Annotated in this window: 25 protein-coding genes; 18 read left to right on the plus strand and 7 right to left on the minus strand. The window is 39.9% G+C overall.

Translation table 11 applies throughout. The features are described 5' to 3' along the window. The first annotated feature begins 11 nt into the window (after positions 1–11). Genes BG00_RS08015 through BG00_RS08030 form a run of 4 tightly spaced genes read left to right on the plus strand, consistent with a single transcriptional unit; the run spans position 12 to position 2,447 of the window. Positions 12–782, plus strand: a complete 771-nt coding sequence (locus BG00_RS08015; protein WP_036981771.1) for a ParA family protein — start codon at positions 12–14, stop codon at positions 780–782. Between the two features lie 3 nt (positions 783–785). Beyond that, on the plus strand, positions 786–1,508 hold the full coding sequence (locus BG00_RS08020; RefSeq protein WP_036981773.1) for a chemotaxis protein CheW: 723 nt from the start codon (positions 786–788) through the stop codon (positions 1,506–1,508). Positions 1,509–1,529: 21 nt separating this feature from the next. Continuing rightward, complete coding sequence (locus tag BG00_RS08025) at positions 1,530–2,027, plus strand: chemotaxis protein CheW (RefSeq protein WP_008112225.1); 498 nt, start codon at positions 1,530–1,532, stop codon at positions 2,025–2,027. 18 nt (positions 2,028–2,045) lie between these two features. Then, positions 2,046–2,447 carry a DUF2802 domain-containing protein gene (locus tag BG00_RS08030; RefSeq protein WP_036981774.1) on the plus strand — a complete coding sequence of 134 codons (402 nt, stop codon included), beginning with the start codon at positions 2,046–2,048 and terminating at the stop codon, positions 2,445–2,447. 27 nt (positions 2,448–2,474) lie between these two features. Here the strand turns inward: BG00_RS08030 and BG00_RS08035 are convergent, their stop codons facing one another. Beyond that, a complete protein-coding gene (locus BG00_RS08035; RefSeq protein WP_036981777.1) occupies positions 2,475–2,783 on the minus strand; it encodes an EscU/YscU/HrcU family type III secretion system export apparatus switch protein in 309 nt (102 codons plus the stop codon). 2 nt (positions 2,784–2,785) lie between these two features. Next, positions 2,786–4,951: a flagellar hook-length control protein FliK gene (gene fliK / locus BG00_RS08040; protein ID WP_036981779.1), complete on the minus strand. Its 2,166-nt coding sequence runs from the start codon at positions 4,949–4,951 to the stop codon at positions 2,786–2,788. A 113-nt stretch (positions 4,952–5,064) separates the two neighbouring features. On the opposite strand from fliK, the gene ccmA reads away from it, so the two are divergent. From ccmA to BG00_RS08090, 10 genes are read left to right on the plus strand one after another with little or no spacing between them, the layout of a single operon-like run. Beyond that, a complete protein-coding gene (gene ccmA, locus BG00_RS08045; RefSeq protein WP_139129351.1) occupies positions 5,065–5,685 on the plus strand; it encodes a cytochrome c biogenesis heme-transporting ATPase CcmA in 621 nt (206 codons plus the stop codon). Beyond that, positions 5,685–6,371: a heme exporter protein CcmB gene (ccmB, locus tag BG00_RS08050; protein WP_028833998.1), complete on the plus strand. Its 687-nt coding sequence runs from the start codon at positions 5,685–5,687 to the stop codon at positions 6,369–6,371. The genes ccmA and ccmB overlap by 1 nt, the downstream gene beginning before the upstream one ends. 1 nt (position 6,372) lies before the next feature. Continuing rightward, the gene (locus BG00_RS08055) at positions 6,373–7,110 is read left to right on the plus strand and encodes a heme ABC transporter permease (protein WP_010387946.1); all 738 of its coding nucleotides are present in this window, start codon (positions 6,373–6,375) and stop codon (positions 7,108–7,110) included. A gap of 2 nt (positions 7,111–7,112) precedes the next feature. Further along, positions 7,113–7,316, plus strand: coding sequence for a heme exporter protein CcmD (gene ccmD, locus BG00_RS08060; RefSeq protein ID WP_008112240.1), 204 nt, complete (start codon positions 7,113–7,115; stop codon positions 7,314–7,316). Then, positions 7,313–7,792 (plus strand): cytochrome c maturation protein CcmE, encoded by a 480-nt coding sequence (gene ccmE, locus BG00_RS08065; RefSeq protein ID WP_008465420.1) that lies wholly within the window; start codon positions 7,313–7,315, stop codon positions 7,790–7,792. Before ccmD ends, ccmE begins: the two co-directional genes overlap by 4 nt. A 1-nt stretch (position 7,793) precedes the next feature. Further along, positions 7,794–9,755, plus strand: a complete 1,962-nt coding sequence (locus BG00_RS08070; RefSeq protein ID WP_036981781.1) for a heme lyase CcmF/NrfE family subunit — start codon at positions 7,794–7,796, stop codon at positions 9,753–9,755. Further along, a complete protein-coding gene (locus BG00_RS08075) occupies positions 9,752–10,324 on the plus strand; it encodes a DsbE family thiol:disulfide interchange protein (protein ID WP_036981784.1) in 573 nt (190 codons plus the stop codon). Before BG00_RS08070 ends, BG00_RS08075 begins: the two co-directional genes overlap by 4 nt. Beyond that, positions 10,321–10,782 (plus strand): cytochrome c-type biogenesis protein, encoded by a 462-nt coding sequence (locus BG00_RS08080; protein ID WP_036981786.1) that lies wholly within the window; start codon positions 10,321–10,323, stop codon positions 10,780–10,782. The genes BG00_RS08075 and BG00_RS08080 overlap by 4 nt, the downstream gene beginning before the upstream one ends. Next, positions 10,783–12,039 (plus strand): c-type cytochrome biogenesis protein CcmI, encoded by a 1,257-nt coding sequence (ccmI, locus tag BG00_RS08085; protein WP_036981788.1) that lies wholly within the window; start codon positions 10,783–10,785, stop codon positions 12,037–12,039. Between the two features lie 9 nt (positions 12,040–12,048). Beyond that, positions 12,049–12,780 carry an MlaA family lipoprotein gene (locus tag BG00_RS08090; RefSeq protein WP_036981790.1) on the plus strand — a complete coding sequence of 244 codons (732 nt, stop codon included), beginning with the start codon at positions 12,049–12,051 and terminating at the stop codon, positions 12,778–12,780. A gap of 56 nt (positions 12,781–12,836) precedes the next feature. On the opposite strand, the gene BG00_RS08095 is transcribed toward BG00_RS08090, so the two are convergent. Further along, entirely contained in the window at positions 12,837–14,060 is a 1,224-nt protein-coding gene (locus BG00_RS08095; RefSeq protein ID WP_036981792.1) for an EAL and HDOD domain-containing protein, read from the minus strand. 345 nt (positions 14,061–14,405) lie between these two features. Here BG00_RS08095 and putP point away from each other — a divergent pair, with 345 nt between their 5' ends. Beyond that, a complete protein-coding gene (gene putP, locus BG00_RS08100) occupies positions 14,406–15,917 on the plus strand; it encodes a sodium/proline symporter PutP (RefSeq protein WP_036981794.1) in 1,512 nt (503 codons plus the stop codon). A gap of 215 nt (positions 15,918–16,132) precedes the next feature. On the opposite strand, the gene BG00_RS08105 is transcribed toward putP, so the two are convergent. Further along, positions 16,133–16,432, minus strand: a complete 300-nt coding sequence (locus BG00_RS08105) for a YebG family protein (RefSeq protein ID WP_036981796.1) — start codon at positions 16,430–16,432, stop codon at positions 16,133–16,135. A 297-nt stretch (positions 16,433–16,729) separates the two neighbouring features. Here BG00_RS08105 and BG00_RS08110 point away from each other — a divergent pair, with 297 nt between their 5' ends. Further along, complete coding sequence (locus tag BG00_RS08110) at positions 16,730–17,038, plus strand: ComEA family DNA-binding protein (RefSeq protein WP_036981798.1); 309 nt, start codon at positions 16,730–16,732, stop codon at positions 17,036–17,038. A 12-nt stretch (positions 17,039–17,050) separates the two neighbouring features. Here the strand turns inward: BG00_RS08110 and BG00_RS08115 are convergent, their stop codons facing one another. The 3 genes from BG00_RS08115 to nhaB all read right to left on the minus strand — a co-directional run bounded on the left by BG00_RS08115 (position 17,051) and on the right by nhaB (position 19,555). Then, positions 17,051–17,353: a hypothetical protein gene (locus tag BG00_RS08115; protein WP_036981800.1), complete on the minus strand. Its 303-nt coding sequence runs from the start codon at positions 17,351–17,353 to the stop codon at positions 17,051–17,053. A gap of 1 nt (position 17,354) precedes the next feature. Further along, positions 17,355–17,873, minus strand: a complete 519-nt coding sequence (gene dsbB / locus BG00_RS08120; RefSeq protein WP_036981802.1) for a disulfide bond formation protein DsbB — start codon at positions 17,871–17,873, stop codon at positions 17,355–17,357. 110 nt (positions 17,874–17,983) lie between these two features. Continuing rightward, positions 17,984–19,555, minus strand: coding sequence for a sodium/proton antiporter NhaB (gene nhaB, locus BG00_RS08125; RefSeq protein ID WP_036981805.1), 1,572 nt, complete (start codon positions 19,553–19,555; stop codon positions 17,984–17,986). Positions 19,556–19,856: 301 nt separating this feature from the next. Here nhaB and fadR point away from each other — a divergent pair, with 301 nt between their 5' ends. Continuing rightward, positions 19,857–20,570: a fatty acid metabolism transcriptional regulator FadR gene (fadR, locus tag BG00_RS08130; RefSeq protein ID WP_008109093.1), complete on the plus strand. Its 714-nt coding sequence runs from the start codon at positions 19,857–19,859 to the stop codon at positions 20,568–20,570. 234 nt (positions 20,571–20,804) lie between these two features. Further along, entirely contained in the window at positions 20,805–21,410 is a 606-nt protein-coding gene (locus BG00_RS08135) for a peroxiredoxin (RefSeq protein WP_008109095.1), read from the plus strand. Positions 21,411–21,448: the final 38 nt, after the last annotated feature.

The raw sequence follows: 21,448 nt of genomic DNA on the forward strand, positions 1-21,448 counted from the left end.
TAGGATGTAATGTGAAAGTTTGGACAGTAGCCAATCAAAAAGGGGGAGTAGGCAAAACCACTACAGCGGTTAGCCTTGCAGGGATCCTTGCGCTTCAAGGCAAGCGCGTGTTATTGATTGATACAGATCCTCATGCTTCACTAACCTATTACTTTGGTATTGATTCAGAAGATTTAGAGGTCAGTGTTTACGATATTTTTACTCGCGGCTCGAGTATGAAAAGCGAAGAAATATTGCAAGCATTATGCCCCTCAACAATTGAAAACCTTGATATTTTACCTGCAACTATGGCGATCGCGACACTTGACCGTAGCATGGGTAATAAAACGGGAATGGGCCTGATTTTAAAAAAAACACTGGCTAAAATTAGCGAGTATTACGATTACGCAATTTTAGATTGCCCACCTGTTTTAGGTGTGCTGATGGTCAATGCGCTTGCTGCCTGTGAAAGAGTGTTAGTGCCGGTGCAAACTGAGTTCTTGGCGCTTAAAGGGCTCGATAGAATGATGCGTACTATGGAGTTAATGCAAACCTCTCAAGCGAAAAGCTATAAATATACTATCATTCCAACTATGTATGATAAACGAACCAAAGCATCGCTTGAGGCCTATAAAACATTACAAGAAACGTATAAAGAAAAAGTATGGCCAGGCGTTATTCCTGTTGATACTAAATTTAGAGATGCAAGTTTAGCGCAAAAAGTACCGGTAGATTTTTGCCCAAATGCGCGTGGAGTCTATGCTTATAAAGCATTACTTAAATATTTAATAAAACAAGGTTAATAAATGAGTAAGCAATTATTTGCTAATGAAAAAGTAGTCACTCAGTACTTAGGGGCGTTATTATCTGATGACGAACCAACAAAAGACCTTGAGCCTGTTGCTAAACTGCTTGAGCAGGTAACGTATGAAGAGCAAAAAGAACAACCAGTAATAGTTGAGCCTGTTATTGAAGTTAAAAAGCTTAATAAGCAAGTATCGAATGTAGAAATTGACACTCTCCAAGAGCAACACGTCGTGCCTGAGCAAGAGGTGGTTGTAGGTGGTGAAGCTGACTACTTTGATGGTGAGTTTCAAGCGCTGTTTTTTGAAGTGGCAGGGCTTACTTTAGCGGTGCCGCTAAAAGCCTTAGGTGGCATTCATGAGCTTAGAGAAGTAAATCATTTATTTGGCAAGCCTAAGTGGTTTAAAGGGGTTATGATCAACCGAGAAGAAAAGCTCAATGTTGTTGATACCGCTCGCTGGGTTATGCCTGAAAAGTACGATGAGCAGTTAGAGGCATCTTTAAATTATCAATACCTCATCACTTTAGGTGATAGCCAATGGGGTTTATTAGCAGAAAAACTAATAAATAACATTACATTGAGTAAAGAAGATGTAAAATGGCGTACAAATAACAGTAAGCGCCCATGGCTTGCTGGAGTAATTAAAGAAAAAATGTGTGCTTTAATAGATGTTAATAATTTAAACGCACTATTAGAGAAAGGCTTAGATAGCCGTCACAAGTAATGACCATTACGAGGTAAGAGCATGAGTGAAGATAAATTACTGTCAGCTAAGAAAAATGCAGATAATAATGATGAGATTTTACAGTGGGTTACTTTCAAGCTAGAAGATGAAACTTATGGCGTAAATGTAATGCAAGTGCAAGAAATACTGCGTTACACCGAGATTGCTCCTGTACCAGGTGCGCCTTCGTATGTGATTGGTATTATTAACTTACGTGGTAATGTTGTTACCGTTATTGATACTCGCTCTCGTTTTGGTTTACCTGATATTGAAGCGACGGATAATTCACGTATTTTAATTATTGAAGCTGAAGAGCAAGTGATTGGCATTTTAGCCGATAGCGTTTCTGAGGTTGTTTACCTACGTAGCTCTGAAATTGACAGTGCGCCAAATGTAGGTACAGAGGAAAGTGCTAAATTTATTCAAGGTGTATGTAACCGCGACAATGAGTTACTTATTCTGGTTGATTTAAATAAACTACTTAGTGATGACGAATGGGATGAGTTAAGCGATATATAAGCTTCTCTACATAAAACTATGTTATTACTTGGTATTGCTATTGCGGGTTTAGTTTTTGGGCTACTCTCGCTGCTTTTAATTGTGATGTTTAAAAAGCGCTATGCGAGTGAGCTTGGCGCGCAATTACAACAGTTTAAAGATTCATCAGAGCAGATTAATATTTTACGTAGCGAAGTGTCTGAGTTGCGAACCGGTTTACTGAGTATTGGTAAGCGTTTGCTTGAGGTAGAACAACAAAACCAAGAGCTGATACAGCAACAAGCAGCTCAAAAATACGATGACCCCGATGCTAAAATATACTCTCGTGCAGTAAAAATGGTTGAGTTAGGTGCTGATTTAGATGAGGTTATTCGCGAATGTGAATTACCCCGCGCCGAGGCTGAACTGTTGTTTTCATTACACAAACAAAAAGGCGCTTAGCGCCTTTTTTGCTTTTATAACACTGCGTTATGCTTTTATATTTAGCTTTCCCTGAAAGTCTTGCCAACCAGGTGGAAACTTTCCTCTAACCACGTATGAAAACGCAATGAGCTCAGCAATAACAAAGTACAACTCTTTGGGGATCTCTTCTGCGAGGTCTAGTTTCGATAGTGTATTTGCAAGTGCTTCATCTTGATGGATTAAAATTCCTTTTTCTTTGGCTAGGGCAATAATTTCATCCGCCAGTTCACCAAACCCTTTAGCACTTACAATGGGTGAATGTCCCGCCTCGTAGAGTAGTCCAATTGCTGAATTGCTTTTTGATGACTTAGTCATGACTAAACCTTAATATTAATAATGGCATGGGATTGGTAAAATACTTGATGGTTGTCATCCGCTCGTTTTAGTTTAAGTTCACCCACTTGTAAGCCTTGTTTTGCCAGTTTTGAGCGTAAATTATCAAGATGTGGATGAGCTAAAGCGCTCACCGCTTGGGTTGAGGCTAACAACTGACAATCTAAAGCTTTATCCATGAGCTCTGCGATTATTTGTAGCTTACCCAGCTCGGCATAATCAAAATTTAATCTTACAAACCACACGTTTTTATCCGCTAGTTTACCGCTACTGTGCTTTTTATATTGCCCTAAAGTTATTTCTGTTTGCGCCGCTTCAGCAGGTAACTTCATCGGTAATAAAAATTGCACCAAGGCGTTTGTGTCAGGTTGTTGACTAATAGCAGGCGTTTGTACTTGGCTTAATGTGTTCTTAATTTGGGTTAATTCACCTGCTAATGCTTGTACTTGTGGTTGCTGTAATTGTTCCAACAATTTATTGGCGCTATTACCCACTTTAAACGTCGGTAATAAAACCTGCAGTAAAGCTTCTAAACCCGTTTGATTATTAATACTCACTGCACTTGGATTTTGGTTAATGATAGGCGCGGCTAAAATGCTTAATGAAAGCTGTTCAACACCTCTATTAAACGAGCTCTGCAAAGTGTCACTGGTTAGTTGTGTCGGCTTTATAGTGCTGAGTATTTCGCGCTGTATGGTTGCTGGGTGTAAATTAGTATCTGACAACATGCGATTAAAAGCCTGATTAACTAAACGGTTTAAATCGGTTCCTTGATCAGTCAGTTTGCTTGTAATGGTATTAAGTTGGCTGCTTACTATTTGCTTTGTCGCATCTTTTTGTTCTATTGAGGTACTTGGACTTTGTTTTACAACCGTCGCTAATAAGAGTCTTTCTAAAGGCTGTAAGCTCTGACCTAATGTAGCCGCGTTAGTTGATGGGGATGAGAAAGGAGTCACTAAAGGAGATAAAGCGTGTGCTAATAACGGTTGTTGTTGCCACATAGAAACGCTTGATTTTATTTGCTGGGTAAATTGCATTAGGGGCGGCGCTAAATTTGACACGTTTTTTAATTGTGTCATGTCAATTTTTTGCATTGGGGGGAGCCATTTTTGCTGAGCATTGCCTGTAAATTCTGGTTTTTGAGATGAGCTTACCGAGGTTGTAAATGGCTTGCTTTCAAAGTACTTTACCGCATCTAAAATACGCGTTTTAAAATCAGCAAAACTGCTTTTCAACCATGATTGTATCGGACTATTTATCGTGCTGAGCGGATGCTGTTTACTTGGCGAGTGATCAATTAGGCTTTGCGATTGTTGCAAAGAGAGCATCTCATTAAACGGTTTACTAAATGAGTTTTTAAGGCTCACAGTCATATTATGATAAGCGGTTTTGATCAGTAATTTATCTGCTTGGTGAGTAATGTTTACCTTAGTCGGGATGGTAGGTAGTTCACTTAATTGTCGGTGACTAAGGTTAATAGTTAATGAGTCTTTAAAAGAGTTTGGGCTTAATACCGCAAACTTAGGCATAGCATGAAGCTGAGCTGGGCTTAAATTACTGGCAAGCAACTGTGTTAGTTTGGCTTGGTTTATTGGCTGTGAGTGCACTATATCAGTAAAACGGTTAATAATATTAAGTCGTGTACCTTTGCTATCCGTTTCAATCATCCCCTTTATTAAAGGCTCATCTGCGAGTAATTGTGCAACGTGTTTATTAATAGCAATACTGGCATTAAATTTTTCAATGACCAACTTTGGTGTAGGTTGTAATACCACCTGAAGTGATAGTGGACTGTTTTGAATATCACTTTGGGTGTTTATAAAATTTAAAAATCGTTGCAACTGAGCCGGTTGTTTAATTGTTAAAGTTGTATTGTTAGGGATGATGGTTAAGCTTTTACCATCTGCACTTAACTGTATGTTAGCGCTTGCTATTTTTTCAACGTTTACGGGTGTCTCAGTTGTACCAAGGCGAATCGTTTGCCAATGCTTATTTATAAACACATCAAGCGTGACTGAATCTTTAGAAAACTGAATATTTTTTGCCGTCAGCACTTCAGGTGGCAGTGTTGCTAACGCAGCCTTACCAGAATCAGTTGTTTGATTACTAACCTGTGGGTTAGACAATGTGATGTGCGTTGGTGTATTCATTATTTTATATCAAGTTTTCTGTATTTTAAGTAAATCGATTCTAAAGCAATATTCGTATTACCCTATCATTATGGTAGACTTACCGCTAATTTTTGGCAGAGAGAATCGTCATCTTGTTACACATTAAGTCCGTTACTTGTATCAAGCAAGAGCGTTGTTTGTTTGATGAACTTAATTTTAGCCTTAAAAGCGGTCAAATCATGCAGTTAGCTGGTCCTAATGGGGCTGGTAAAACATCATTATTGCGCATTATTGCTGGTTTTTCGCTGCCGGATGAAGGTGATATTTTATACCTAAATCAATCTATCAAAAAATATTATGACGAATATGCCAGAGACTTATTATTTATAGGCCATAAAACCGGTGTAAACGTACAACTTACCGCGCTTGAAAATGTAGCACATTGGTTGGCTATTAATGGTTATGTTGATACTCCTGACTTATACCCTTTATTAAGTAAATTAGGTTTAGTAGGGCTGGAAGATGTGCCTGTAAGAACGTTATCTGCGGGCCAACAGCGGCGAGTGGCTCTCGTTCGATTATGGTTATCTGAGGCCAAGTTATGGGTTTTAGATGAACCTTTCACGGCGCTAGATAAAAGCGGGGTTGCCTTTTTACAGCAACGTTTTACTGAGCACTTATCAAAGGGGGGCGCTATTTTGTTAACAACACACCAAGATTTAACCACTCACTTTAGTGACTTACAAACGTTGACTTTGGAGTACCGCCACTAATGACACGACAGCACTCATATTGGCAGTTATTTGTCGCGGTATTTAGCAAAGACGTTAAGCTCGCTTTTCGTCAGCGCGCTGAAATAGTTAATCCTATCTTGTTTTTTTTAATTGTTATCTCACTGTTTCCATTAGCCATAGGGCCTGAGCCAGGCTTGCTATCAAGAATGGCCCCGGGCATTATTTGGGTTGCGGCTTTATTATCGACCATGCTTGGCCTTGATAAACTGTTTAGAGATGATTACCACGATGGCTCTTTGGAGCAGCTCATTGCTTCGTCATACCCCTTATCATTAACGGTGCTGGGCAAAGTAGCCGCACACTGGGTGATCACCGGCCTCCCGTTAGTGCTAATGACCCCTTTATTTGCTTTACTACTAAATTTAGAAACGACTGCCTTAGTGGCAACGTTATTAACGCTATTATTGGGCACGCCTTTATTGAGCTTCATTGGCGCAATAGGGGCGGGTTTGACTGTGGGATTACAAAAAGGCGGCATTTTAATGAGTCTGCTCGTTTTGCCTTTGTATATTCCGGTTTTAATTTTTGCAACTTCCGCTATTGATACCAGCACTATGTCGCTGGATTACAGTGGTCAGCTTGCAATCCTTGGTGCGATGTTAGTCGTTGCGACTATCAGTGCGCCAATTGCCATATCATCAGCATTAAAAGTGAGTGTAAGTTAATATGTGGAAGTGGTTACATCCGTATGCGAAAGCAGAGCGAGCATATCAATTATGCAATACTCTACTGCCATATTTTGCAGTAGTAACAGTTATTAGTATGGTTGTTGGTTGGGTCTGGGGATTAGGTTTTGCTCCTGCCGATTACCAACAAAAAGACAGTTACCGTATTATTTTTATTCACGTGCCCTCCGCTATTTTATCTATGGGCGCTTATTCATCAATGGCGATTGCAGCCATTGTTGCGCTTGTATGGCAATTACGCAATGCAGAGCTTGCGGTGATTGCAATAGCACCCGTAGGTGCCTGCATGACCGCAATAGCCTTAATCACCGGTGCTGCGTGGGGTAAACCTATGTGGGGTGCTTGGTGGGTATGGGATGCACGACTGACCTCTGAACTCATTTTGTTATTTTTATATCTAGGGGTGTTGTCTTTGTACCATGCCTTTGAAGATAAAAAATCAGCCGGTCGCGCCGCGTCTATTTTAGCTATTGTTGGGGTTATTAACTTGCCTATCATTCACTTTTCGGTGGAATGGTGGAATACCCTGCATCAAGGGGCAAGCATCACTAAGTTTAACCGCGACGCGGTAGATCCAAGTATGTTTTGGCCGTTAATGATTAATATTTTAGCCTTTGCCGCGTTTGTTGGTACTGTGACTTTAATTCGTCTTAAAAATGAAATTTTACACCGTGAAAAGCACCGCCCATGGGTGCGACAGTTGTTAACTAAGGGGTAATTATGCAGTTTGACTCGTTTTCAGATTTTATTGCAATGGGAGGCTATGGCTTTTATGTATGGCTTTCTTTTGGTACATGCGCATTAATTTTATTAGGCATTTTATTTAGCTCGTTACGCGACAAAAAACAAATTTTAGCGTCGGTAGAGCAGCAAATTGCGCGTGAAACTCGAATTAAAAATTCTAAGCAGGAGCAAACCTCGTGAACCCTAGACGTAAAAAACGCCTTTTGGTTATTATTGCCGTACTCTTTGGTATTGGTGGATCAATTGGTTTAGTGTTGTACGCCTTACAAGAAAACATTAATTTGTTTTACACCCCCAGTGAATTAATTGATGGTAAAGGCCCGAATAAAGAAAAGCCTCATATAGGACAAAAGCTCCGCATTGGCGGTATGGTTGTCCCTGGTACAGTGCAAAGAAATGAGCAAAGCTTACAGGTAAGCTTTAAGTTGATTGATACTGGCCCATTGGTCACGGTGCGTTATCAAGGAATTTTGCCTGATCTATTTCGTGAAGGGCAAGGGATTGTTGCGCAAGGTGTGTTAGTAGAGCCTAACGTGATTGAAGCATTTGAAGTGTTGGCCAAGCATGATGAAGAATATATGCCAGCCGAGGTTGCCGAGGCAGTAAAAGGAATTAAGCACGAGAAACCAAAATACAATTTAGATAGCGGGAGCTAATATGATCCCAGAACTTGGTTATTTTTCCCTAACATTGGCCATGGTACTCAGTGTGCTGTTGTGTATTTTCCCACTTTGGGGTGCACACACAGGAAACCTTCGTTTGATGCGCGCTGCGCCATCACTTGCTATTGGTCAGTTTGCATTTGTTGCTTTGTCTTTTGCTGCGCTTATTTATGCCAGCTTAACCGATGATTTTACCGTATCTTATGTAGCGTATCACTCAAGTAGCACCTTGCCTTGGTATTATAAAATAACCTCAACATGGGGTGGCCATGAAGGCGCTATTTTACTGTGGTTATTAATGCAGGCCGGTTGGACCGCCGTTGTTGCTTTGCGTTCAAAGTCACTGCCTTGGGTACTTCGTGCTCGCGTATTAGGTGTGCTTGGCTTTTTAGGTGTCGGATTTATGATGTACACCTTGCTACTTTCAAGTCCGTTTGAACGTTTACTGCCCTATTTCCCTGTTGAGGGACGCGATTTAAATCCATTATTACAAGACCCAGGGATGATCATTCACCCTCCATTACTTTATATGGGGTATGTCGGTCTTTCTGTTGCTTTTGCCTTTGCTATTGCCGCGTTGTTAACCGGCAAGCTTGATAACACCTGGGCAAAATGGTCACGCCCATGGACAATGACGGCATGGGGCTTTTTAACCTTAGGTATCACTATAGGTAGTTGGTGGGCCTATTCAGAGCTAGGCTGGGGCGGCTGGTGGTTCTGGGATCCTGTTGAAAATGCATCACTCATGCCATGGTTAGTTGCAACCGCGTTACTGCACTCTTTAAGTGTGACTGAAAAACGTGGCGTATTTAAATCATGGACAGTGTTACTGGCTATTGCGGCATTCTCATTAAGTTTACTAGGCACCTTTATCGTTCGCTCAGGAATTATTGTTTCGGTGCATGCCTTTGCAACAGACCCTGATCGTGGCTTATTTATCCTTGGCTTTTTGGCCGTAGTTGTTGGCGGCGGTTTAGCGTTATATGGCTTGCGTGTCTCACAAGTTAAAAGTGAAGGGCGTTATAAATTTGTATCGCGTGAAGTGGCACTTTGGTTAAACAATATTTTCTTAGTGGTTGCTACATTAATTGTACTGTTAGGTACATTATTACCTATGGTTCACAAGGAAATGGGGCTAGGCAGTATTTCAATTGGCGAACCTTTCTTTAATAAAATGTTTGCTATTTTACTGGTGCCATTTGCTATTTTAATGGGCATTGGACCTTTCCTGCGTTGGAAGCAAAATAAGTGGGCCTTTTTACAAAATAAAATATTTGTAGGCGCATTAGTCAGTATTATCATTACCTGTGCGTGGTTATTTAGTAGCTATGAGGTAGTGACTCCATTAACACTTTTAGCAACCACGCTAGGTGTATGGATATTTATTGCCACTTTTATTGATTTATATACCAAAGCAGCGGTTCATGGCTCGGTTAAACTCGGTATAAAGCGTTTAGGTTTAAGCTATTGGGCAATGGTGCTGGGGCATGTTGGTTTAGCCTTTGTTATAGCGGGCATTACACTCACCTCGGCGTATTCAGTTGAGCGTGATGTATCGATGAAGCAAGGCGATATCGTGCAGCTTAACCAGTATCAATACCGCTTTGACGGTGTGAAGACGATTCGTGGTGCAAACTACAGTGGTCATGCTGGTGTCGTGACGGTATTAAAAGGGAATGACACTGTAACGCGTTTATATGCAGAAAAGCGTCGTTACGATATTGGTATGCAATTTATGACCGAAGCCGCTATTGATGCCGGATTCACTCGTGATTTATATCTTGCGCTTGGTGAGCAACTAAGTGAAGGGGCATGGTCATTACGCATTTACCATAAGCCGTTTGTACGTTGGATGTGGATTGGCGGTATTCTGATCTCACTCGCTGGTTTTGTGATTTTATTCGATAAGCGCTATCGCGCCTCACCGCGAAAAGATGAAATAGAGGGGGCAGTATGAACCGTAAACTTATCGCAATTGCCCCTTTATTAATTTTTATCTTTATTTGTGTGTTTTTATACCAAGGGTTGTTTGCCAACCCGCGGGAAATACAAACAGGGCGCATTGGTCAAATGGTGCCTGCGTTTAATTTACCTGATTTAATGCAAGACGATAAACGTTGGACTGATGAGCAGCTAAAGGGTGACGTGTATTTACTAAACGTATGGGGCACATGGTGTCCAACGTGTTTAGCTGAGCTTGGTTATTTAACTAAGCTACGTGAGCAAGGGGTTAAAATTATCGGCTTGTATTATGTACAAAGTTACGACGCCGATTTTGATGGCCCGTTTGATATGCAAGCACTGCGTGACGATGTGAGTAATATGCTTTCACGTGCGGGCGACCCTTACCAATTTAATATTTTAGATTTAGAACGTTCATTGTCTTTAGATTTAGGGGTGTCCGGTGCACCAGAGACATTTTTAGTAGATAAAAATGGCACTATTTTGTTACACCACACCGGTGATATAAACCCTCGAGTTTGGCGCGCTAAGTTTGCGCCTCTTATGCAGGAGCTGCAGCCATGAGATTGTTTTTATTAACCCTAAGCTTATTTATTAGTTTAGCTGCGTTTGCTCAGCAAGATCGTTATCAGTTTGATAGCAACGAACAAGCGGTTCGTTTTGAAGAGCTAACAAAAGAATTACGTTGCCCTAAATGTCAAAACCAGAATATTGCTGACTCTGATGCCGTTGTCGCAAAAGACTTGCGCGAGCGAGTGCTGGCGTTGGTAAAAGATGGTAAAAGCAAAGATGAAGTCATTGACTATATGATTGACCGCTATGGCTACTTTGTTCATTACGATCCACCGGTAACGCCGGCTACGTTAATACTGTGGGTACTTCCGGTACTCATTGTAATAATTGGGTTTGGCTTTATTGTGATTCGCCAACGTAAAGCGTCGGTAAAACAAACCTGGAGTGACGCTGATGAAGTGATGCTCAATAAGCTGATTAAACAAAATAAACATCAGGAGCAAAGTTAAATGATTTTAATGTGGGCGTCTTTTGCTTTACTCACACTTATTGCATTGCTGTTTATTATTGTGCCTTTTTTAAAAAAAGAGCGCGTAGTAACCATCACCCATAACGCCAATGCACAGCTTATCAGCATTTATGAACAGCGTTTAGTTGAATTACAGGCAGATTTAGATAATCAACGTATAGACTCGCAAAATCACAGCGAAGCTATTATTGAATTAAAACGCCGTTTACTTAATGAATTATCGCCGGAGAAGTCACTAAATAGCCGTGGTGACAATCGTATATTTGCTTTAACAGGCGCGGCGTTTTTAATTGCATTAGCAGGTATTTTCTATGCAATGACAGGCAGCCAGCAACAAATTGCAGCTTGGCATGATGCAATGGATAACTTGGCCGATTATGGTCAGCGCGCCGTAATGCAAAAGGGCGAGCCATTAACTAAAAATGAGTTACAAGCGTTTGCCCTAGCACTGCGTACTAAATTAAGTCAAAGCGGTGATGATGAAGTGGCTTGGATGTTGTTAGGACGTGTTGCTTTAATGCTAAATGAATTTGATATGGCGAAACAGTCATTCGATAAAACATTAAAAATAAACCCTGATAATATGCAAGCGCTTGTTAGCTACTCTCAGGTGCTATTACTTGAGGGCAGTGAAGAGAACATGACTCGTGCAGCGGGTATGCTTTCTAAAGTACTGCAAGCTCAACCAAATAACCTTGATGCGATTTCGTTACTTGCACTGATTGCCTTTGAGAGAAAAGACTGGCTACAGGCAAAGGCAGCGTTTGAGGTGCTACTTGCAAGTATGGATGAGTCTGATACGCGCTATGCTATGATCAACCAACGTATTAGCGAAATCGATCTACAAATTGCTCAGCAAAACGTGGCAACCAGTGGCGAGCAGTTAGCGGCTCAAAGTATTCAAGTTACCGTTGATATCGATAGCCAACTTGCAGATAAACAGCCCAATAACGGTATTTTGTTTGTGTTTGCTAAAGCGGCTAAGGGATCACCGATGCCTTTAGCTGTGGTCAAACTAACAGACTATAGCTTTCCAATTACGGTTGAGCTGAGCGATGCTAATGCCATGATGGCAGGGCTAAATTTATCCAGTGCTAATGAAATTGTTATTTCTGCGCGTATTTCTAATGATGATTCAGTGATGCCAAGTACTGGTGAGCTTGAAGGCCACTCTGAAGTACTGAACCGTAAAGATGTGCGACAAGTGCAACTGAACATTGATACATCAATACCTTAAGGATTTGAGATGTTAAAACAAGGCTTACTTTTATTATGTTTACTCACTTTATCGGGCTGTGTTCAAGTACCCGAGAGTAAATATGATGAGCGCGATCCCTTACAAAGCGTAAATAGACCTATTTATGACTTTAATATGGACGTACTCGACACCTATATTTTAAGGCCAGCAGCTGTGGGTTACATCACTGTTACACCACAGCCTGTTCGGCGCAGTATTGTACATTTTACCGATAATATTACCGCACCCGTTGATATTATAAATGCCGGCCTGCAAGGAAAACCAAGTAGTGCCGGAATTAATTTTGCGCGTTTTTTAGTGAATTCAACGGTGGGTGTGTTTGGTATTTTTGATGTAGCCAGCTCACTTGGGCTTGAGGTAAACGATGAAGACTTTGGTCAAACATTAGGTGTTTGGGGGGTAGGTGATGGTGCCTATTTAATGATCCCAGCAATGGGGCCATCTACCGCACGTAACCTAACCGGTGATGTTGTTGATAACCTTGTACTGCCTGAAATAGCACTGACTACACCACAAACTATTTTAGTGTTTGCACTAAAAGCAGTTGAAGCACGTGCGTCATTAATGGCTCAGGAAGGTTTATTGAATGATTCGTTAGACCCCTACTTGTTTATTAAAGACATTTACTTTCAGCGTCAATTATACGAGCTATTTGATGGTAATCCGCCAATAAAAGAAGAGCCTGAAGATTTTGATGAAGATTTCTTAGAAAGCCTTTAATTAAAATAAAAACGCCAGCAAATGCTGGCGTTTTTTCTTAATTAGTAATAATTTATTTAGCTATCAATCATCACCTGCATTTGCTCACTAACCCAGTTGAGAGCTTCGTGATATGCATCAGACACTTCATCACCTAAGTTTAGTTGCTGAGCTTTGTCGTTCGCAGCTTGCCAATCACCATGCTCATACAGAGTGACCAAGTTTAAGTATTCAGCAAGTAGTCCTTCATTTTTTAACAGCGCTGTTTTTATCTCATTAGACAGAGGCAATTTAAGCATTATGCTGTCCATTTCTTCATCTAATATCGCATCCATAAGCGACATCATGCCGGTTAAGAACGCCATACCTGTATCTTTAAGTTTGCTATGTGAAATAGCTAACAACTCACAAAAACGTGCCCGTGTTAGCGACAGTCTAATAAGCTCTAATGGCTTATCTGCAGATACTTGTGCTGCAAATAGCAAAGATAGTAGTTTTTTGATTTCATTGGCACCTAAGACAATCAGTGCTTGTTTAATAGTATCTATTTCAAAGCGGCGGGTAAATGCTGCTGAGTTTGAATAGCGCAAGAGCTTATACGATAAGTTAACATCACGCTCAAATACATCGGTGATCTTCTTAAGATCCATTTCTACACTGGATGTTTCATAGAGTAGTTCAGCCAGTGCCATGCCAGATGGCGGTAAGGTTTTACTTTGCACCATCTCGGGTTTTGAAAAGAAAAAGCCTTGAAAGTACTCAAAGCCGAGCTCAAAAGCTTGGTTGTAAAGCTCGTAAGTTTCAACTTTTTCTGCAAGTAATTTGATATGTGGGTAAGGTTTTAAGTCCTTAATGATCGTTTTAACGGTTTCCATATCGCACGTTAAAAAGTCAACTTTAATGATATCAATAAACGGATAAAAGTGACGCCATACCGGTTGATGGACATAGTCATCTAGGGCGAGTGTGTACCCTTTCTCTTTTAGGTCTTTAACTGTTGCTAGCAGACGTTTTCCTGGCTGAACGGTCTCTAGTATTTCAATCACAACTCCGTTTTTGTCTAACAGCGTGGGGTAGCCTTTTAATAAGGTGTCTAAAGTAAAGTTAATATAAGCGGGTTTATTATCGGTGAAATCTTCAAGACCAAAATTAAACTGGCTGCCCTCAATCAGTCGAGACGTTGCTTCGTCGCCGTCAATGTTCGGAAATACGTTATCTACTCCATCACGAAATAAAAGCTCGTAGCCAATTAGTTCCTTATTGCGATCTAAAATAGGTTGGCGAGCAGCGTAAAAATACATACAAGATTCCGAAGCAGTAGAAATTGATTAACATTGTAATAATATATTGGAAAACATTCAAAATAGCATCGGTAAAATGAATTATTATTAATAAAATATCATGGCTTAGGTGATTTTTATTAATCTAAACTCATTGTTTTTAATTCTATTTGTTTTAAAAGCGAGCGAATAGATGGTTTTTTATCTACTTAAATTAGCGGGTTGGAGTTATTAGCAATTACCGTGTTATAGTTGGCTAGAAAGCTTTTATTCCAATACTGTCTTAATTATAAAATCTCAAGAGTCATTATTTGGATTACAAGCCTGTTATTACTTTTTTAAGTGGAGGCGAATTTGGAAACAGGAATGATTATTTCACTGGCATTGTACTTTATTGTAATGCTAGGAATAGGGCTATACGCATATAAGCAATCTACCAGTGATATTTCAGGGTATATGCTTGGTGGTCGTAATTTAGCCCCCAGTGTTGCGGCCTTATCAGCGGGTGCATCAGACATGAGTGGTTGGTTATTAATGGGCCTACCTGGTGCAATGTATTTATTTGGGTTGAGTAAAGTTTGGATTGCAATTGGTTTAGTATTAGGTGCATGGGCAAACTATTTTCTGGTCGCCCCAAGGCTGCGTGTTTATACTGAAAAAGCCAATGACTCCATTACTATTCCTGATTACTTTGCAAACCGTTTTGATGACAACAAAAATATACTACGTGTTATCTCTGCAATAGTAATTATTGTTTTCTTTACCTTATACACTTCATCGGGTGTTGTTGCCGGTGGTAAGTTATTTGAAAACTCATTTCAAATGAGCTACGAAATGGGCTTATACATCACCACAGGTGTGGTAGTGGTTTATACCTTATTTGGTGGTTTTTTAGCGGTTAGCCTTACAGACTTTGTGCAAGGCTGTATCATGTTTATTTCGTTGTTAGCAGTGCCAATTGCCACTTATATGATGCTTGACCAACCATTTATGGATACCTTAGCAAATGCAAATTATCAGCAGTTACTAAGCTCGCCTAAAGCAAGCGAAATTCATTCTTTAAGTATGCTTGACTGGTTTGCTGGTGGTTCTACCATTGCTATTATTTCTGCAATGGCATGGGGTTTAGGTTACTTTGGTCAGCCTCATATTATTGTTCGTTTCATGTCTGTTCGTTCAGTAAAAGAAATGCCAACCATGCGTCGTATTGGTATGTCTTGGATGACCTTATCTGCCATTGGTGCAGTATTTACCGGTTTATTCGGTGCTGCATACATGATTGAAAATCAAATGCCAATTGCCGATAAAGAAACAATTTTCTTAGTATTGGCTGAATTAATTTTCCACCCGTTAATTGCAGGTTTCCTACTGGCTGCTATTTTAGCTGCGATTATGAGTACGATTTCATCGCAATTATTGGTGTGTTCAAGTTCGTTAACTGAAGACTTCTACAAGATTTACTTAAACCGTGATGCCTCGCAAACTGAGCTGGTATTAGTAGGGCGTATTAGCGTAATACTGGTTGCGTTATTTGCTATTTACCTAGCGTATGACCGTAATAGTTCAATACTTGATTTAGTTAGCAACGCGTGGGCAGGTTTTGGTGCTGCATTTGGTCCTCTTGTCTTATTTAGTCTTTACTGGAAACGTATGAACTTAAAAGGGGCTATTAGCGGTATGGTTATTGGTGCTTTAACAGTGCTTGTATGGATTTATGCGCCTATTACCATTAATGGTGAGAGCTTAAGCAGTGTAATTTATGAAATCGTCCCAGGCTTCATTTTAGCGAGTATTGCTATTGTGGTAGGAAGCCTCGTAACAGCTGAACCGAAAAAAGAAATTACTGATCTGTTTGATGAAGTTGAATCGTCATTGTAAGTGATTAGCTAACGTAAAGTTTTGGTTTAAAAAAATGCCAACCAGTTTAACTGGTTGGCATTTTTTTATTGACTGACTTGTAACAATAGCAAATTGTGATGTCTTACTCGCTTCTCGTTATTATTACTTAAAGACATAAAAAAACTGAATACGAATCACGAATTCAGTTTCATAAATTAGTAGTGCGGCTTATAAGCTGCATACTATTTTTTAGATTAGCTCGCTGCTTTATCTTTTATATCAGCAACGTTATCTGACTTTGCTTTTTTAGCTTTTGCAGGTACTTCTTTAGCCCCCTTAAGTACCGCCATAAAGTCGTCTTTACTTTTCGCAATCTCAAGTGCAAGCGACTCAACTTGTTGTTCACTTAGTGGCACATCTACTTTTTCAAGCATGAGTTCTAGTGACTCGGCAATATCGAGCATTTTGTCATAGGCATCAGCTTCTTTTTTAGTAGTAAACGTCATGCGCTCGACTCCGTTTCGTTCTACAACATATTTAACAACAACAGCCATGATTTCTCCTGCTTACTTACGTGGCAATATGATTATTTTAAATCATTAGATTACTGTTTTTATATACAGTACAAGCTTGCGCGTGGTTTTGCAAGCTTTAGCCTTAGTTTATCTGCAGCTTGGTTGACAATAAAGAGTAACTCTACTTTATTTATTAAGTCACTTTATAACGCGTTGCAGTAAAGGAGTCGCAAGGAGTGATTGTTACCGTTAGTACTTAGTAACCACAACGTTATCTAAAAGTGCTGGGTGTAAGTAATCAATGAATGTTCATGTAGGAACGTAAAAGGAAATAGTATGAAATTAATTAAAATAATCTCGTTAGCAGCTGCTTTATGTTTATTACCTATGGGTACCACCTTTGCGCAAAGCGATATGCTATCAGAGCAGATGCAATCAGAGCAGATGCAATCAGCCATGGTTAATATTAATACTGCTGATTTAAAACAGTTAATCAAGTTACCAGGTGTCGGTAAGAAAAAGGCACAGGCAATTATCGATTATAGAGAAGCTAATGGTGATTTCGCATCACTTGAAGATCTAGCTAAAGTAAAAGGGGTGGGTAAAAAAATGCTAGCCAAACTTAATGGAAAGGTGGCGTTTTAACTTAAAAGGGCGCTATGCGCCCTGATCAAACTGTTTTAAGGCAGCACCAAGGTGCTTTTTAGCAAAGTTAATATCTACTGGTGCGGTTAGTAGCGGGTAGCTCAACCCAGCTACAATTAAAAAGGGCACCAGTAACCAACCTTCAAAAAGGGTAAATATTAAAAAGAATGGGCTTAATAGCATAAGCTTTACAATACGCATTAACACTCTGTCACTAGGAGAGAGCATACTTAACGAGATCGCAATAACGGTTTGTCTTTGACGAACTTTTAAGTGTTTAAGCTCATCAACTTGGCTTGAAAAAAAAGTAAACATATTAAAGTGACTTTTTAGTAATTAATCGACTGGCCACTAATATAAACAGTGTGGCGGTAAAGAGTACAAAAATAATTTCCATCCATGCTGGCATACTTAAGCTAGCAAATTGCCAATCTATGTTTCCGCAATCACCGGTTGCCTCAAAAAATTGCGGTATCCAATGATGTAATGGCATAAACTCTGGAAAATTTGGCTCAAATTCACAGCTAAATGCAAATGGGTCTGTGGTTGTTTGCATTTCAATGTGTTCACGAGCTATTAGTAGCCCCCATACACTTGAAATCCCCCATGTTGTATAGGCAACAATACGGAGTACGAGGTTGTTTGGTTTACTGGCGCCAATAATACCTGCAAAAAGTAAACCTAATACCGCGGTGCGTTGGTAAATACACATAATGCACGGTGCTAACCCCATGTTGTATTGAAAAAAGAGCGCGATGACTTCAAGCAGAAAAACAATCCCACTGAATAATAACCAAGGTGTACGTTGAGTACTTAGATTAGCAAGCCAGTTCATAACAAATCCGTATTTAAATAAGGGCTTAGATTATGACGTAGGATAAACAGCGGAGCAAGTAAAAGGGAGGAGCTATGAAATTTCCTAGCTCCTCAAAGTCGGGGAAGTTCTTAATGCCCAGAATTCGCTACAGGGATGTGGTGTTGTATTATCCCCCAGTCATAAAACAAACTGGTTATTTCACTCAAGCCAAAATAAGTCGCGCTTAACCCAACAAAGGTAAGCACAAAAGTGTAAGGTAAAGCCATATACACCATTCGACCGTAAGATAGGCGTAACACGGGAGCTAGTGTTGATGTCAGTAAGAATAAGAAAGCAGCTTGACCATTAGGGGTGGCCACGCTGGGTAAGTTTGTGCCGGTGTTTATCGCCACTGCAAGTAAATCAAATTGGTCTCGAGTTATTTGACCTGCTTTTAGAGCTGCAGCAACTTCATTTATATATACAGTGCCGACAAATACATTATCACTGACCATTGAAAGCAATCCGTTAGCGATAAAAAACATCACCAATTGTAAGTGCCCTTCAAATGTTAGTACCCAAGTAATCACAGGAGTAAAGAGTTGTTGATCGATGATTACTGCAACCACACTAAAAAATACACAAAGTAGTGTCGTGAAGGGGAGGGCTTCTTCAAAGGCTTTACCGAGTTGGTGCTCTTCTATTATGCCGGCCGACGACGTGGCTAAAATAATGACCGATAAACCAATTAAGCCCACGGTTGCTAAATGTAACGCTAAGCCAGTAATTAACCAGATAGCGATAAGTGCTTGAATTGTGAGGTTAACTCTATCGCGTTTGGTGCGTTTTTTATCAAGTGTTTGTGCATGGTTTTTTAAAATAGCATGAATTGTTTCTGGCAGTTTTGCCCCATAGCCAAAGGTTTTTGTTTTTTCTAATAAAAAGGTCGTTAATAAGCCCGCAAAAAGCACGGGTAAAGAAACGGGCAGCATTCTTAAAAAGAACTCACCAAATAGCCAACTTGCTCGCTCTGCAATAATTAAGTTTTGTGGTTCACCAACCATAGTACACACGCCGCCAAGTGCGGTCCCAATCGAGGCATGCATGAGTAAATTACGTAAAAAAGCACGAAACTCTTCAAGCTCTTGACGGTTTACCTCTTTTACTTGGTTATCATCGTTAATATCGTGCTCACTGATAAAATCTTTTCCTGAAGCCACCTTGTGATAAATACTATAAAAGCCCATGGCCACCGCAATAACAACTGCCATTACAGTCAGGGCATCCAAAAAAGCTGATAAAAACGCAGCAGCTATTGCAAAGGCGAGCGATAAAACGGTCTTACTTCTTACTGAAACCACTAACTTGGTAAAAATATACAGCAGCAGATCTTTCATGAAATAAATACCGGCAACCATAAAAATAAGTAATAAAAGCACATCTAGGTTTTGTGCTATTTCATGTTCAACTTGCATGGTTGATGTCATACCAATTAATAGTGCCTCAATGGCAAGTAGACCACCAGGTTGCAGTGGGTAACACTTGAGCGCCATGGCCAGTGTAAAAATAAACTCAATAACCAGTACCCAGCCAGATAAATAAGGGTTTAATTGAAACAGCAGCGGGTTAATTATTAAAAATGCAATAATGGTGTATTTATACCATTGAGGTGCTTTACCTAAAAAATTTATAAATATTGCAGATGGGACACTCTGTTGCATGATTTTTCCCTAGGAAGGCGTTTAATAGTCTGGTTAATGTCATTAACTTAGTCCAGCCTATAGAGGGTGTAAACAACTAAATAATAATAGTCAAAGTGTCTGGTATGAATAATAGGTTGGCATTCATATTGTGTTTAAAACCTATCGGTAAAACTAGCGAATCATACAAGTAAAGTTGCCTTTTTAATCACATACCTAGGTAATTTAACTTACTTTACTTGTTAGTTGTGGCTTGTCTGGTACAATCAGTCAGTTAATCGTATGTAGCGATGTGATGTGAATTAATTCGAGTAGGAATTGAATGAGAATTTTTAAAGCGAAAAGCCCAGCAGGATTTGCTGAAGAATACATAGTAGAGTCAATCTGGAATGGTGATTTTCCTCCAGGTTCAATTCTGCCTGCTGAGCGTGAACTCTCAGAGTTAATTGGTGTTACTAGAACCACATTACGTGAAGTATTACAACGATTAGCCAGAGACGGTTGGTTAACAATACAACATGGTAAACCTACTCGCGTTAATAATTTTTGGGAAACCTCAGGATTAAATATCCTTGAAACACTGGCACGTTTAGATGAAGATAAAATGCCAGAGCTAACCGATCAGTTACTTTCAGCACGTACTAATATCAGCGCAATTTATACCCGTGCAGCTATAAAACTTGCACCAGAGCGTGTTATCGAAATTTTATCACAAAGCGATGAATTAGAAGACAGCGCGCAAGCGTTTGCAGATTATGATTATAAAGTTCATCATGAATTAGCTGTTGCCGGTAACAATCGCATTTATGTGCTCATCCTTAATGGCTTTAAAGGTTTTTATTCTAAGATTGGTTGTCATTACTTTTCAGATCCTCGCACTCGCGAGCTTGCACGCCAGTTTTATAAAGACTTAACAAAGCTTGCTGAGAATAAAGAGCATGATGGTGCAATATTCATGATGCGTAAATATGGTCATCAAACCGGTGAAATATGGCAACATATTCGCGGTGATATGCCTAGCGATATTATGGATTAGTAAAAAAACCTGCTTTAAGCAGGTTTTTTATGATTAAAAATCAGTCCATTTATCAAGCGTTCGCTATTTTAGAACGATGCTATCTATAAATACGATTGTTAATTTATTTTTGATACCCATAGAATAACGTTTAATTAAATATGGTTGCTATTGTAATTTTAAAATTAGTGCCCATATTAGTAATCAGTATTGCGTAAGCAATTGACAATAAACTCAAAATATTTGGAGAATAAAATGGGTGTATTAGTAGGCCGCCAGGCACCAGACTTTACCGCTGCAGCTGTTCTAGGTAACGGTGAGATTGTAGATAGCTATAACCTTCACGAAAAAATCAAAGGTAAAAAAGCAGTAATCTTTTTCTACCCACTAGATTTCACTTTTGTATGTCCTTCTGAGCTTATTGCTTTTGATAAGCGTTATGCAGAATTCCAAAAACGTGGTGTAGAAGTAATTGGTGTTTCAATCGATTCACAGTTCTCACACAACGCATGGCGTAACACGGCTGTAGCAGACGGCGGTATTGGTAAAGTTCAATACGCACTAGTTGCAGACGTTAAACACGAAATCTGTAAAGCATACGACGTTGAGCACCCAGAAGCCGGCGTTGCATTTCGTGGTTCTTTCTTAATCGACGAAGAAGGTAACGTACGTCACCAAGTAGTGAACGATTTACCACTGGGTCGTAACATCGACGAAATGATCCGTATGGTTGATGCACTAGCATTCCACAGCGAGCACGGCGAAGTATGTCCTGCTGGTTGGACTGAAGGTAAAAAAGGAATGGACGCAAGCCCTGAAGGCGTAGCTAAATTCTTATCTGAAAACGAAGGCGAGCTATAATTTAGCTCTTTAGTTTAAGATAAAAAAACCGCCATATT

It is taken from the genome of Pseudoalteromonas sp. SCSIO_11900 (assembly GCF_000576475.1).
GTDB classification, from domain to species: domain Bacteria; phylum Pseudomonadota; class Gammaproteobacteria; order Enterobacterales; family Alteromonadaceae; genus Pseudoalteromonas; species Pseudoalteromonas tetraodonis.